Genomic DNA, 13148 nt, shown 5'->3' with positions numbered 1-13148 from the left:
GTCTGCACTCCATGCTCGGCGTGCCGATGCTCAGGTAAGGCGGGTTGGAACCCGCCTTACCACTCACGACGGCCGCGGCAGACCTACAGCTGCCGCACCCGGATGTTGCGGAACTCGATCAGGTCGTTGTCGCTGTGGTTCTGCAGCCCGATGAACCCGCTCACGAACTGCCGCAGGTCGGTCGGCGGGTCACCCGCCCGCGACGACTGCTGGCCCGGCGTGTTGTCGAACTCGTTGATCACCACGCCGTTGCGGGTCATCGTGTAGTGCTGCCCGACGACCTTGATCTCGTACTCGTTCCACGTCCCCTTCGGCCGCGCCCCCGCCTGGTCGAGCGGGCGCGGGTCGAAGTTGTAGACCGACCCGGTCTTCTGCGGTTCACCGGTGTCGCCGTCGTAGATCTGGATCTCGTGGCCGCAGTAGATCGCGACCCACGCCTGCGAGTCCCGCGCCGACCCGACCGTGCCGCAGCTGCCCGGCGGCCGCTGGGCCAGCGGGGTCCGCGGATCCGGGAACCGGACGAACACGCCGCTGTTGGCCCGGAAGCCGTCCGGCGCGATGTCCTTGAACTGCACCTTCACCGAGAAGTCGCCGAACTGCCGCTGGGCGTACCAGAGCATGCCCAGCCCGCCGCCGGCCCGGATGGACCCGTCGGGTTGCAGCGTGAACTGTCCCGAAGGTGCCTGTTCCCAGGCCCGCAGCGACGCGGCTGTGCCGTCGAAGAGCGCCTCGTAGCCGGTGGTCCCCGGTTTCCCGATGGGTGACGCCTCGGCGGCCGCGTTCAGCTCCGCCACCTCGGCGTCGTTCAGCACCCCGAGGTCCGACAGCGTCTCGGTGGCCTGCTCGACGTGGTTGACGAACGCCGCGTGCGTGCTCCACGTGCCTTCGTCGTCGAGGAAGTCGTCCACCGTGCAGCCGCCGCCCGCGTTGCGGTTGACCACCTTCGTGACGGTGTCGCCCAAGGTCACCACCGGACTCGGATCGGCCACCGCGCAGCCGACGTTCACCGACGCCCGGGTCGTCACCGTCTCGCCGTCCGCGTAGGTCACGGTGAGCTTGGCGGTGAAGATCCCGGTCCGCGGGTAGGTGTGCCGCGGGTCGGCCTGGGTGGACACCGAGCCGTCGCCGAACTCCCACCGGTAGGACACGCCACCGGACTTCGACCCGGTGAACGCCGCCGTCAGCGCCTTGTTCTGCACCATGGTCGACGACGCCGCGGGAGCGGGCGTCGGCGCGCCGCCGGTGTAGCTGATCTTCAGCAGCTTCTGGTTGGCGTCCAGGGAGAAGAAGCCGTTGCCGTAGTCGAGCACGTACAGCGCGCCGTCCGGCCCGAACTTGGCGTCCATCCAGCTCTGCACCCGGGTGTCGCCCGAGCCGCCCGGGATGATCTGCCGGAACGTCTCGGCGAACACCGGCGGCTGGTGCGTCGGCACGCCCGCCGGGTCGACCGCCACCGCGACGCGGTTCTGCGAGTTGGCCTCGTCGGCGATGAACCACTTGTTGTCCCAGTACTCCGGCCACGCGACGCCGCTGCCGGTGTTGACCAGCGAGCGGTGGTAGGTCGGCCCGGACATGACGGCCTGGCCGCCGCCCCGCAGGTACGGCTGAGTGTAGGTGGCGTCCGCCGCGTTGTAGGTCGGGATCGACGAACCCGGCCGCTTCGGGAACACCGGGCCGCCGCCGTCCGGCGAGTACCAGATCATGTTGTCCTTGATCGGCGGCAGCGTCACCAGGCCGGTGTTGCGCGGCGAGGTGTTCACCGGGTGGTCGCAGTCGTACCAGCCGGTGAGCTCCGCGGCGTTGGTGCTGCTGCGGTCGCGGTAGGGCTGCCGGTTGCCCATGCAGTACGGCCAGCCGTGGTTGCCCGCCTCGGTGATGATCGTGGCCGTCTCGTACTTCGCCGGCCCGAGCTCGGGGCTCGGCGACGGCGCGTCCGGGCCGACCCAGCCCGCGGTCAGCCAGTTGTGCACCGGGTCGATCTGCAGCCGCGAGATGTTGCGGACGCCCATCACGTAGATCTCCGGGCGCGTCTTGTCGGCCGGGCCGTTCGGGAACAGATTCCCCTGCGGGATCGTGTAGGTTCCGTTCGGCTCCGGGTGGATCCGCAGGATCTTGCCGCCGAAGTCGTTCGTGTTGCCCGCCGTGCGGCGCGCGTCCTGGAACGACAGGCCCTTGTAGTCGAGGGTCCAGTTGTTGCCCGAGTACCCGTTCGACCCGCCCGAGGAGTTGTTGTCCCCGGACCCGACGTAGAGGTTGCCGTCCTTGTCGAAGGCCATGCCGCCGCCGGCGTGGCAGCAGCTGTGGATCTGGACGTCCCAGGACAGCAGGTCCTTGCGGGTGGCCTGGTCGATCGTCTGCGCGGCCGCGTCGTAGGTGAACCGCGAGATCGTGCGCTTGCCGATCCGCTTGTCGCGGTCGATCGACTCGTGCGGCATCCAGTAGGCGTAGAACCAGCCGTTCTCGGTGAACTTCGGGTCCAGCACCATCCCGAGCAGGCCTTCTTCGTTCTTGACCAGCTCGTCGCCGCTGCCGCGGTTGCCCATCACCCGCAACGTCGTGAGCAGCTTGACCTTCTTGGTGGCCGGGTCCCACTGGTGGATCGTGCCGCAGCCGAGGCCGACGTTCGGGTCGTCCCAGCTGACCACCGGCCCGGTCGGGCAGGCCGCCTTGCCGATGTAGAACACCTTGCCGTCCGGGGCGATGGTCAGCCCGTGCGGCTCGCCGATCTGGTCGAGCTGCCCGGCCGCGTTCTTGCCGGTCAGCTTCTCCACCTTGTAGTTCGCCGCGATCCCGGCCTGGCAGTCGCCGCGGACCATGCCGGTGGTCCAGCGCAGGGCGCCGAGCAGGTGGTCGCGGAACTGCCCTTCGCCGTAGGAGCCCTCGGTGCGGCCCATGCCGGTGTAGAAGGAGCGGCCGCCGTCGTAGTCGCGGCACCAGGAGATCGGGTGGAACGGGCCGTTCGCGCCGACGCCCGGCTGGTAGCCCTTCTCCTCGACCTGCGCGACGGTGTGGACGGTGCCGACCGGGTTGGTTTCCCAGTTGAGCCAGCGGTCGGTGCGCGTCCAGTTCTGCGGCAGCCCGGCGGTGGCCGGGTGCTTCGCGTCGAGGACGTCGACGACGGCCTGCTGCGGTGCCGGCTCCGGCGGCGGCGGGGTGGTCGAGGTGTCCTTGAACAGCTTGAGGTCCGCCAGCTGGATGATGGGCTCACCGGCGTTCGCGGTGATGTTCAGCCGGTAGTTCGGGTAGACCGTGGTGTTGGCGAAGGTGAACGTCCGGGTCTGGAACGGCTCGGTGAACGTCTCGTTCGCCCGCGTGTCCAGGTCGGTCCAGGTGCTGCCGTCCGCGGAACCCTGCAGCGTCCAGTTCTTCGGGTTCCGGCCCGGGAAGTCGTTCGCCGAGGTCAGCGAGTAGCTGCTGATCGCGACCGGGGTGGCCATCTTGTAGGCGGCCCAGCCGGTCGTCGCGAACGTCAGCCACTTCGTGTTCTCGTTGTTGTCGGCCAGTTTCTCCTTGGTTTCGTTGGGCGGGTTCTCCCCGCTCGCCGTCACCGACGCGACCGCTTCGGGGGTGAGCCGCGCCCCGACCGGGCGCGCCCCGATCAGGCCGGTGAACCACTGCGACGAGTCCTGCGCGCGGGCAGCGTCGGAAATGCCGAGGAAGCCGCCACCCGCCTTCATGTACGCCTGCAGCGCGCCTTCCTGGTCCCGGCTGAGCGTGACGCCCTGCGCGGACAGGAACACGACACCGCGGTAGCGGGCCAGGTTGGCGGTGCTGAAGACGGCGGGATCCTGCGACGCCGTCACCGTGATGCCGTTGTCCCCGCCCAGCCGCGCGAGCGCGTCCGCCGCGCGGAGCACCGGGTCCTTCTGACCGGCCGCGGCGCCGTGGAAGACCAGCACGTTCACCGGCACGTTCGCCGCGGGGGCCGCCGCGGCCACGGGCATCGCCAGCAGCGGTGCCCCGGCCGCGAGGACCGAGCCGATGGCGAGCACGACCGCGCCGCGCCTGCCGAACCATCGTCGTTTCATGACTCCCCTCCTCATCACGAGTGCGTCCCGGCGTCCGGGCTCAGGCCGTGCCCGGTGTGGCCGTGCTCCTTGAACCGGTCGATCGCGTCCTGCGCGCCGTCGGGCAGGCTGCCGTCGGGGTTGCGGACCAGGAAGAGCCCCACCATGCCGCCGTCGGAATGGGTCTGGACGTGGCAGTGGTACATCCACGCCCCGGGCCCGGAACCTTCGCCGGCGATCACCTGGAACCCGAACGAGCTGCCCGGGTCGAGGTTCTTGTTGTCGACGATGGCAACGTTGTCAGCGGCGCTGCTGAGCATCCCGGTCCGGGTATCGGCCCAGCGGTGCCCGTGCAGGTGGAACGTGTGCGGCAGGCTGCCGTACCCGATGCAGACCCACTCGACGCGTTCGCCGAGGCGAGCCTCGAACATCGGCGTGTCGGGCGCCATCGCGTGGTTGATCAGCATTTCGTTGAACACGACCGTGTACTGCTTGCTGGGCAGCAGGTCGCCGCGCTTGCGGACGATCAGCCCGCCGTACAGCCCGCGGGCGAGGCCGGCGGTGCCGTGGTCGGTGCCCATGGCGTGGTCGTGGTAGTGCCAGTAGCCGGCGCTGCCGGGCATCCAGAACCCGCCGCCGGCGTCGTACCGGGCTCGCGTGCGCCAGGTGTACTTGCGGGTCTCGCCGGGGTTGTTGAACGACGCGTTGAGCGGGGCGCCGTCCGACGCGGTGTCGTAGATGACGCCGTGCGGGTGGATCGACAGCCGTTTGTCGGTCCGGTTGACCAGCTCGATCTCGAGGGTGTCGCCCTCGTAGACCTCCAGCAGCGGCCCCGGGATGGTGGCCTTGCCCGGCTCGAGGCCGTAGCCGTAGAGGCCGCCGGGCAGGGCTTCGGCGTAGATGGTGATCTGGCGGGTCAGCCCCGCGGCGAAGGCCGCATCGGCCGCCCCGACCGCGGGCACGAGCACACCCGCGGCGGTTCCGGCCAGCATCGACCGACGTGATACTCGCATGTCGAGTCCCCCGGGGCTCTCAGAACCGGACGGTGCGGAGGTATTCGAACCCGACCTTCGCCGTGTTGAGCGGATCGGTCGGCTGGTCGTGCTCGACGATGAACTCGCGGATGTGGTGACAGGACGCGGCGAAGATGCGCCGGAAGTCGATGACGCCGGTGCCGGGGTCGGTCATCTGCCCGTCCGCGGTCCGGTCCTTGACGTGGTACTGCGTCACGCGCGGGTAGTGCTGCCGGAACAGCTGGACCGGGTCGGCGCCGCCGGTCACCGCCCAGAACAGGTCGATCTCGAGGTGGACGGTCCGCTTGTCGGTCTTCGCGGTCAGGGCGTCGTAGGGCCGGACGCCGCCGATCGGGGCGAACTCGTGGTTGTGATTGTGGTAGCCGAGCGCGATCCCGGCCTTCTTGAACGCCGTCGCGGCGGTGTTCAGGCGGCCCGCGAAGGCCTCCCACTCGGCGATGGTGGCGAAGTTCGCGTACGGCACGTTGGCGAGGGTGTTGCCGAGGATCTTCGCGTCGGCGATGGTCTGGTTCAGGTCGCCGTCGATGCCGACGTGCGTCGAGGACGCCTTGAGGTGGCAGCGGTCGAGGATGGCGCGGAACTCGGCGGCGCTGCGGCCGTAGGTCCCGGCCAGCTCGACCTTCCGGTAGCCGATGTCGGCCAGCGCGGAGAGCGTGCCTTCCGGGTCGTCCTGCAGCAGCGACCGCAGGGAGTAGAGCTGGATGCTGATCTTGTCGAGCGGCACGCGGCGGCGAGCCGGGGAAGCGTCCGCGGTACCGGGCAAGGCGATGGTCGCCGCACCCACCGTGAGAGCCGCTGTCGCCACGTTCAGGAATGATCGTCGGGAGTAGTGATCTGGCTGGTCACCGCACATGGAACTCCCTCATTTCTGGTTGCTGAAAGCCGCGTCGAAGGCCGCCGACGGCTTGTCGAACAGGTGCGCGCGCACGTACTTCACCGCCTCCGCCGCGCCGCGGAGCCGGTCCATCCCGGCGTCTTCCCACTCCACCGAAATCGGGCCGGTGTAGCCGATCGAGTTCAGCGCCCGGAAGCAGTCCTCCCACGGGACGTCGCCGTGGCCGACGGACACGAAGTCCCAGCCCCGCCGCGCGTCCGCCCAGGCCAGGTGCGACCCGAGCCGTCCGTTGCGGCCGTCGAAGCGCTTGCGGGTGTCCTTGCAGTCGACGTGGTAGATCCGGTCGGCGAAGTCGAGGATGAACCCGACCGGGTCGAGGTCCTGCCAGACGAAGTGCGACGGGTCCCAGTTCAGCCCGAACGCCGGCCGGTGGTCGACGGCTTCCAGCGCCCGCTTCGTCGTCCAGTAGTCGTAGGCGATCTCCGAGGGGTGGACCTCGTGCGCGAACCGGACGCCGACCTCGTCGAAGACGTCGAGGATTGGGTTCCACCGGCGGGCGAAGTCCGCGTAGCCGTCATCGATGTCATCGCGCGAGACCGGCGGGAACATCGCGACGTACTTCCAGATCTTGGAGCCGGTGAAGCCGATGACGGTGTCCACACCGAGCTTCGCCGCCGCCCGGGCGGTGTCGGCCATTTCGGCCGCCGCCCGCTGCCGGACGCCCTCGGCTTCGCCGTCGCCCCAAATGCGGGACGGCAGGATCGCCTGGTGCCGCTGGTCGATCGGGTCGTCGCAGACGGCCTGCCCGACGAGGTGGTTCGAGATCGCCCACACCTTGAGGCCGTGCTCGGCGAGCAGGCGCAGCCGTCCCGGCACGTAGTCCTCTTCGGACAGTGCGCGGTCGACCTCGAAGTGGTCGCCCGAGCAGGCGATCTCCAGCCCGTCGTAGCCCCATTCCGAGGCGAGCTTGCAGACCTCGGTGAACGGCAGGTCGGCCCACTGGCCGGTGAACAACGTGACGGGACGGCTCATTTCTCCTCCACCGGTGTCCAAGTCGCTTCCGCGGCCGCGCTTTTCTCGACAGCGTCCAGCACCCGCTGGACGCGCAGGCCGTCGTCGAAGCCCGGCGCGGGGTCGGTGCCCGCGCCGATGGCGTCCAGGAGGTCGGCGACCTCGTGGGTGAACGTGTGCTCGTAGCCGAGGAGGTGCCCCGGCGGCCACCACGCGCCGACGTACGGGTGCTGCGGCTCGGTGACGAGGATGCGCCGGAACCCGGCTTCGGTGCCGGTGCCCTCGTACCACTGGAGTTCGTTCATCGACTCGAAGTCGAACGCCAGGCTCGCCTTCGAGCCGTTGATCTCCAGCCGCATCGCGTTCTTGCGGCCCAGCGCGAACCGGGTCGCCTCGAAGGTCGCCACCGCGCCCCCGGACAGCCGGGCCAGGAACACCGCGGTGTCGTCGACCGTGACGTCGTCGGTGCCGCCGGTCTCGGCCGGCCGCTGCTTGACGAAGGTGTTGGTCAGCGCCGAGACGCCGGTGATCACCTCCCCGGTGACGAACTGGGCGGCGTCGACGATGTGCGCCCCCAGGTCGCCCAGCGCCCCCGAACCCGCACTTTCGCGACGCAGCCGCCAGGTCATCGGGGCCTGCGGATCGGACAGCCAGTCCTGCAGGTACACCGACCGCACGTGCCGGATCTCGCCGAGTGCCCCGCTCACGACCAGGTTCCGGGCGTGGGCGAGTGCGGGCACCCGGCGGTAGTTGAACGCGACCATGGCCCGTACCCCGCGTTCACGGGCCCGCCGCGCCGCCTCGGCCATCGCCTCGGCTTCGGCGACCGAGTTGGCCAGGGGTTTCTCGCACAGCACGTGCTTCCCGGCCTCCAGCGCGGCGATGGCGATCTCCGCGTGGCTGTCCCCCGGGGTGCAGACGTCGACCAGGCCGACGTCGTCCCGGGCGACGAGCTTCCGCCAGTCGGTCTCGACGTCGTCCCAGCCGAACTTCTCCGCGGCGGCCTTGGTCCGGGCCTCGTCCCGGCCGCCGAGGACGGCGAGTCGCGGCACCAGCGGCGGATCGAAGAACCGGTGGACGCTGCGCCACGCGTGCGAATGCACCGCACCCATGAACGCGTGGCCCACCATCCCGATCCCGATCGTTTCCCGTGCCGGGCTCATACCCCTCCTTTGTGTACTGTGGACAGACGGGTCAGGAGTCGAAGCCGACGTCGAGGTACTGGTCGACGTTCTCCTTGGTCACGACCGCCGAGTACGTGGTGATCTCGGCCGGGATGTCGTGCTCGGCCAGGTCGCCGATCCCCTTGCCCTGCCCGAGCAGCCGCGCCAGCGCGACCGCGGTCGAGGCCATCGACGGGCTGTAGAGCACGGTCGCCTTGATCGGCGAGGAATCGGCCTTGATCAGGTTCATCATGTTCTTCGAGCCGGCGCCGCCGACCATGATGAACTCCTTGCGGCCCGCGGTGTCGATCGCCGCGTTGACGCCGATGCCCTGGTCGTCGTCGTGGTTCCACAGGGCGTCCAGCTTGGGCGCGCCCTGCAGCAGGTTCGCCGTCTGCTGCTCGCCCGACTCCGACGTGAACTGCGCCGACACGCGCGGGCCGACACTGAACCCGGCGCGCCCCAGCGCGTCCTTGAAACCCTTGCTGCGTTCCTGGGTCAGCGGCAGCGAGTCGATCCCGGCGACCTCGCCGATGACCGGGTTCGCGACGTTCTTCTTCTTGAGCTCCGCGGCGATGTAATTGCCCGCGTTGACGCCCATCCGGTAGTTGTCGCCGCCGATCCAGGTTCTATAGGCCAGCGGGGTGTCGAAGACGCGGTCGAGGTTGATCACCGGGATGCCGGCGTCCATCGCCTGCTGGCCGACGGCGGTGAGTGCCTTGCCGTCGAAGGGCAGGATGACCAGGACGTCGACCTTCGCGTTGATCAGCGTCTCCACCTGGGAGATCTGCTGGTTGACGTCGTTGGTGCCCTCGGTCGCGTTGAACTTCACCTCGCTGAACTTCTGCGCCTGGGCCTTGGCGTTCTTGGTGATCGCGGCGATCCAGCCGTGGTCGGCGGCCGGTGCGGAGAAGCCGATGGTGATCGGCTTGCCCGGCTGGGCGTTGTTGCCCGCGTTGGCGACCGGCGCGTTCGACTCCGAGTTCGCGGGCGTGTTCGACGTGCAGCCGGCCAGCAGCGCGCCGGCGCCGACGGCGGCCCCGCCCAGCAGGAATCCCCGGCGGCCGAGGAAGGGTTGTTCGGCCATGTTGACCTCCATCGGTGATTTCTACGGACCGGTCCTGGCTTTCCTGGCCCGGAACTGCAAGAGCACGGCGAGCACGATGATCACGCCCTTGGCGATGTTCTGGATGTCGGTGTCCAGGTTGTTCAGCGTGAAGATGTTCGACAGCACCGTGAAGATCAGCACGCCGACGAGGGTGCCGATGAGCGAGCCGCGGCCGCCGGTCAGGAGCGTGCCGCCGATGACCACCGCCGCGATCGCGTCGAGCTCGTAGAACATGCCGTTGGTCGACGCGCCCGCGGTCGTCCGCGCGACGACCATCAGCGCGGCGATCCCGCAGCACAGCCCCGCCACGCCGTAGACGAGCGCGAGGTGGCGCTTGACGTTGATCCCGGCCAGCCGGGACGCCTCGGCGTTGCCGCCGACCGCGTACGTCCGGCGGCCGAAGGTGGTGCGGTTGAGCACCACCCAGCCGACCGCGAAGACCAGCGCGAACAGCCAGATCAGCGTCGGGATGCCGAGGAAGCCGCCGCGGAAGAAGGCCAGGAAGTCCTGGTCGGTGACGACCTGGGTGCGGCGGCCGCTGATCCGCTCGGCGAGCCCGCGGGCCGAGACGTACATCGCCAGGGTGGCGATGAACGGCACGACCTTGCCGTAGGCGACGAGGACGCCGTTGATCAGCCCGCAGCCGAGCCCGACCGCGAGTCCGCAGAGGACCATCACGAACGGCCCGTACGACTGCGTGGCCAGCGTGGTCAGCCAGACGCCGGCCAGGCCGACCATCGAGCCGACCGACAGGTCGATGCCGCCGCTGATGATCACGAACGTCATCCCGACGCTGACCACGCCGATCGCCGCGGCCAGCCGCAGGATCGTCGAGATGTTGCTTTCGGTGAAGAACAGCTCGGGCCGGGTGAGCTGGCCGACCAGGCACAGGATGACGAGCACCCCGGCCAGGCCGAGCAGCCGCGGGTCGGCGGAGAAGGTGAACCGCTTCCGCTCGGCGGGCAGCGCTTCCTGGGGCGGTGCCTGGGTTTCGGTCATGCCGCGCTCCCCTCGAGAATCACGTCGAGCACCTCGGCCTCGGTCAGCCCGGCCGAGCGCCGGTCGGCGAGGACCCGGCCCTCGCGCAGCACCAGCACCCGGTCGGACAGCCCGAGCACCTCGGGGATTTCACTGGACACCAGCACGATCGCCACGCCGGTCGCGGCCAGCTCGTCGATCAGCCGGTACAGCTCGGCGCGGGCGCCGACGTCGACGCCGCGCGTCGGCTCGTCGAGCAGCAGCACCCGGCACCCGCGGACCAGCCACCGCGCGAGCACGGCCTTCTGCTGGTTGCCGCCCGACAGCGTGCGGACGATCCGCCGCGGGTCGGCGGGCCGCAGGTCGAGGCGGCGCAGGCTGGCGCCGGCGTCGTCCAGTTCCTTGGCGCGCTCGGTGAAACCGAGCTTCGCGTACCGGCCGAGGCTGGCCAGGGTCACGTTGTGCACCACCGGCAGGTCGAGCAGCAGGCCCTGGCTCTTGCGCTCCTCGGGCGCCAGGCCGATGCCCGCCCTGACCGCCGCCCGGACGCCGGGGCCGAGCCGTTTCCCTTGGACCGAAACGGTTCCGCGGTCGGCCTTGCGGGCGCCGAAGATCGTTTCCAGCAGCTCGCTGCGCCCGGAGCCGACCAGGCCGGCGATGCCGACGACCTCGCCGGCGTGGACGGTGAAGCTCACGTCCTCGAACTCGCCGTGCCGGGTGAGGTTCTCGACGGCGAGCGCGGTCTCCGGCTTCGCGTGCCCGTCGTGGCGCGGCCCGAAGACCGTCTCGACCTTGCGGCCGGCCATCAGCGCGACCAGGTCGGCGGTCGGCGTCGCGCGGGCGTCGAGGCCGGTGCCGACGGTCCGGCCGTCCTTGAGCACGGTGACCCGGTGCCCGATCCGGCGCAGCTCCTCCAGGCGGTGGGAGATGTAGACGACCGCGACGCCGTCGGCGGTCAGCTCGCCGACGATCCGGAAGAGGTTGTCGACCTCCTCGCCGGCCAGCGCGGCGGTGGGTTCGTCCATCACGAGCAGCCGGGCGTCGTGGGCCAGCGCGCGGGCCATCGAGACCAGCTGCTGGCCGGCGGCCGAAAGCTTGCCGACCTCGGTCGACGGCCGGATGTCCGGGTGGCCGAGCCGGGCCATCAGGCGGGCGGCTTCGTCGCGGGCCTGGGAGATGCGCGTGAAGCCGAAGCGGGCGCGTTCGTGGCCGAGGAAGATGTTGTCCGCCACCGAAAGCCCGGGCACGAGATCGAGTTCCTGGTACATGGTGGCGATGCCCAGGCGCAGGGCGTCGACCGGCGAGCCGAGCGTCACCGCTTCGCCCTGCCAGGTGAGCTCGCCGGTGTCGGGCTGGTGCGCGCCGGAGAGGACCTTGATCAGCGTCGACTTCCCGGCGCCGTTCTGGCCGAGCAGGCAGTGCACCTCGCCGGCTTCGACGTCGAGGTCGACGCCGTCGAGGGCGCGGACGCCGGGGAAGGTCTTCACGATCCCGCGGACGGACAGCAGGGTCATACCGTGGCCTCCTCGGCGAGCGTCGGGTTCGCGAACAGCCGCTCGGCCGCCACGTGCGCGGCACCCCGCAGCGGCGCCTGCAGGCCGAGCCCGGACGCCACGACCCGCGCCTGGCCGAGCGGCCGGGCGGCGAGCTCGACGCGGACCGGTTCGACCAGCCACTCCCCCAGTTCCGCGAAGTAGCCGCCGAGCACGACGACGTCCGGGTCGAGCACGTCGACCACCGTGGACAGGGCGATGCCGAGCGCGACGCCGAGTTCGTGGACCGCCGTCACCGCCCGCTGGTCACCCAGCCGGATGCGGTCGGTGAGCCGGGCGACGCGGCCTTCGACGCCGGGGGCGGGATCGTGCAGCGGGTCGCCGGGGGCCGCGGCCGCGCGCAGGACCGCGGCGAGGCTCGCTTTGGTTTCCAGGCAGCCGGTCCGGCCGCAGGAGCAGCGTTCGCCGGAGGGGTCGACGGCGATGTGCCCGACCTCGCCCGCGAAGCCGCGCGCGCCGCGCAGGATCGTGCCGCCGGAGACGAACCCGCCGCCGACGGCCGTGCCGCCGCCGAGGTAGAAGACCTCGCTGCCGGTGCCCGCGACCGATTCGGCGAGGGCACCGAGGTTGGCGTCGTTGTCCACGGCGATGGCGGCGGCGGGGACACCCAGCCGGGCCGCCATGAGGCCGGCGATCTCGGCGTCCCGCCAACGCAGCGCGGGCGCGAACCGCAGCACGGCGGCGGCCGAGTCGACCAGGCCGGGCACCGAGATCGCGACACCGACCGGTGGCCCCGGCAGGACCGCGTGAGCCAGCCGGCCGAGCTCGTCCATGGTTCTCTGGAGCCCGAGCGCGGCGACGTCGACGGTCTCGGCGCGTTCGGCCAGCACCCGGCCGGACAGGTCGGTGACCCGCGCCGAGAGCCGGTCGGCCTCGATGCCCATCGCCAGCGCGTACGCGTCTTCGCCGTGCAGTTCGACCAGCCGGCTCGGCCGCCCGTTGCCGGGGCGGACCCCGGCGGGCCGGACCAGGCCGCGCTCGGCGAGTTCGGTGAGCAGGCCGGGCACCGCGGACTTCGGGAGGCCGCAGCGGGCCGCCAGCTGCGTGCGCGAGAGCGGGCCGGTGCGCAGCGCCCGCAGGACCGCGGCCAGGTTCGCCGTACGCGGGCTCGCCGAGCCGGCTTGCCTCGTTCCGGTGACGGCCACGGTGCCCCCATCTTGCGCTGGCTACTGAACGCACTTTGTCGCTCAGGCAGCGAAAGTAGGGTGACTGGCATCACTCGTCAAGGTGATGTGGGTGCGTTTAGTCGGGTTTTCACCCGGATAGACGTGCGAAACCAGACAGACTTTCGCCCGATGCGTACGAAAGTCTGTCCGATCTTGACGTTACACTTTGGACGCGTTCAGCAACGCTCTGTCACCCAGGCCCGGCCCGCCACGAGCGTCGCGAATGACTCATTCGGGACGTCGGAGGTCGCGAATGACTCATTCGCGACCTTGGGGAGGCATCCCGACTGGGC

At 70.4% G+C, this 13148-nt stretch carries 9 protein-coding genes; all 9 read right to left on the bottom strand.

Annotation, left to right across the window (positions count from 1 at the left end; genetic code table 11):
• Positions 1-83: 83 nt before the first annotated feature.
• Genes ACWDN5_RS43295 through ACWDN5_RS43255 form a run of 9 tightly spaced genes read right to left on the bottom strand, consistent with a single transcriptional unit; the run spans position 84 to position 12834 of the window.
• On the bottom strand, positions 84-4043 hold the full coding sequence (locus ACWDN5_RS43295) for a ThuA domain-containing protein (protein ID WP_449680362.1): 3960 nt from the start codon (positions 4041-4043) through the stop codon (positions 84-86).
• Positions 4043-5020, bottom strand: coding sequence for a multicopper oxidase domain-containing protein (locus ACWDN5_RS43290; protein ID WP_449680361.1), 978 nt, complete (start codon positions 5018-5020; stop codon positions 4043-4045). Before ACWDN5_RS43290 ends, ACWDN5_RS43295 begins: the two co-directional genes overlap by 1 nt.
• A gap of 19 nt (positions 5021-5039) precedes the next feature.
• On the bottom strand, positions 5040-5894 hold the full coding sequence (locus ACWDN5_RS43285) for a sugar phosphate isomerase/epimerase (RefSeq protein WP_310969751.1): 855 nt from the start codon (positions 5892-5894) through the stop codon (positions 5040-5042).
• 9 nt (positions 5895-5903) lie between these two features.
• On the bottom strand, positions 5904-6908 hold the full coding sequence (locus ACWDN5_RS43280; protein ID WP_310969750.1) for a sugar phosphate isomerase/epimerase family protein: 1005 nt from the start codon (positions 6906-6908) through the stop codon (positions 5904-5906).
• Positions 6905-8050 carry a Gfo/Idh/MocA family protein gene (locus ACWDN5_RS43275; protein WP_310969749.1) on the bottom strand — a complete coding sequence of 382 codons (1146 nt, stop codon included), beginning with the start codon at positions 8048-8050 and terminating at the stop codon, positions 6905-6907. Before ACWDN5_RS43275 ends, ACWDN5_RS43280 begins: the two co-directional genes overlap by 4 nt.
• Positions 8051-8081: 31 nt before the next feature.
• Positions 8082-9137 carry a substrate-binding domain-containing protein gene (locus ACWDN5_RS43270; protein WP_310969748.1) on the bottom strand — a complete coding sequence of 352 codons (1056 nt, stop codon included), beginning with the start codon at positions 9135-9137 and terminating at the stop codon, positions 8082-8084.
• A 21-nt stretch (positions 9138-9158) separates the two neighbouring features.
• Positions 9159-10157, bottom strand: coding sequence for an ABC transporter permease (locus tag ACWDN5_RS43265; protein ID WP_310969747.1), 999 nt, complete (start codon positions 10155-10157; stop codon positions 9159-9161).
• Complete coding sequence (locus tag ACWDN5_RS43260; RefSeq protein ID WP_449680360.1) at positions 10154-11650, bottom strand: sugar ABC transporter ATP-binding protein; 1497 nt, start codon at positions 11648-11650, stop codon at positions 10154-10156. The genes ACWDN5_RS43265 and ACWDN5_RS43260 overlap by 4 nt, the downstream gene beginning before the upstream one ends.
• Positions 11647-12834: an ROK family protein gene (locus ACWDN5_RS43255; protein ID WP_449680359.1), complete on the bottom strand. Its 1188-nt coding sequence runs from the start codon at positions 12832-12834 to the stop codon at positions 11647-11649. Before ACWDN5_RS43255 ends, ACWDN5_RS43260 begins: the two co-directional genes overlap by 4 nt.
• Positions 12835-13148: the final 314 nt, after the last annotated feature.

The organism is Amycolatopsis sp. NPDC003731 (assembly GCF_053586895.1).
The sequence above is the reverse complement of the archived record's forward strand: the minus strand, read 5'-3'. Positions and strand labels throughout refer to the sequence as shown.

Bases quoted from the DNA above. Each gene is read 5' to 3' on its own strand.
- ACWDN5_RS43295 (WP_449680362.1), bottom strand. From the start codon at position 4,043: ATGAGGAGGGGAGTCATGAAACGACGATGGTTCGGCAGGCGCGGCGCG.
- ACWDN5_RS43290 (WP_449680361.1), bottom strand. From the start codon at position 5,020: ATGCGAGTATCACGTCGGTCGATGCTGGCCGGAACCGCCGCGGGTGTG.
- ACWDN5_RS43285 (WP_310969751.1), bottom strand. From the start codon at position 5,894: ATGTGCGGTGACCAGCCAGATCACTACTCCCGACGATCATTCCTGAAC.
- ACWDN5_RS43280 (WP_310969750.1), bottom strand. From the start codon at position 6,908: ATGAGCCGTCCCGTCACGTTGTTCACCGGCCAGTGGGCCGACCTGCCG.
- ACWDN5_RS43275 (WP_310969749.1), bottom strand. From the start codon at position 8,050: ATGAGCCCGGCACGGGAAACGATCGGGATCGGGATGGTGGGCCACGCG.
- ACWDN5_RS43270 (WP_310969748.1), bottom strand. From the start codon at position 9,137: ATGGCCGAACAACCCTTCCTCGGCCGCCGGGGATTCCTGCTGGGCGGG.
- ACWDN5_RS43265 (WP_310969747.1), bottom strand. From the start codon at position 10,157: ATGACCGAAACCCAGGCACCGCCCCAGGAAGCGCTGCCCGCCGAGCGG.
- ACWDN5_RS43260 (WP_449680360.1), bottom strand. From the start codon at position 11,650: ATGACCCTGCTGTCCGTCCGCGGGATCGTGAAGACCTTCCCCGGCGTC.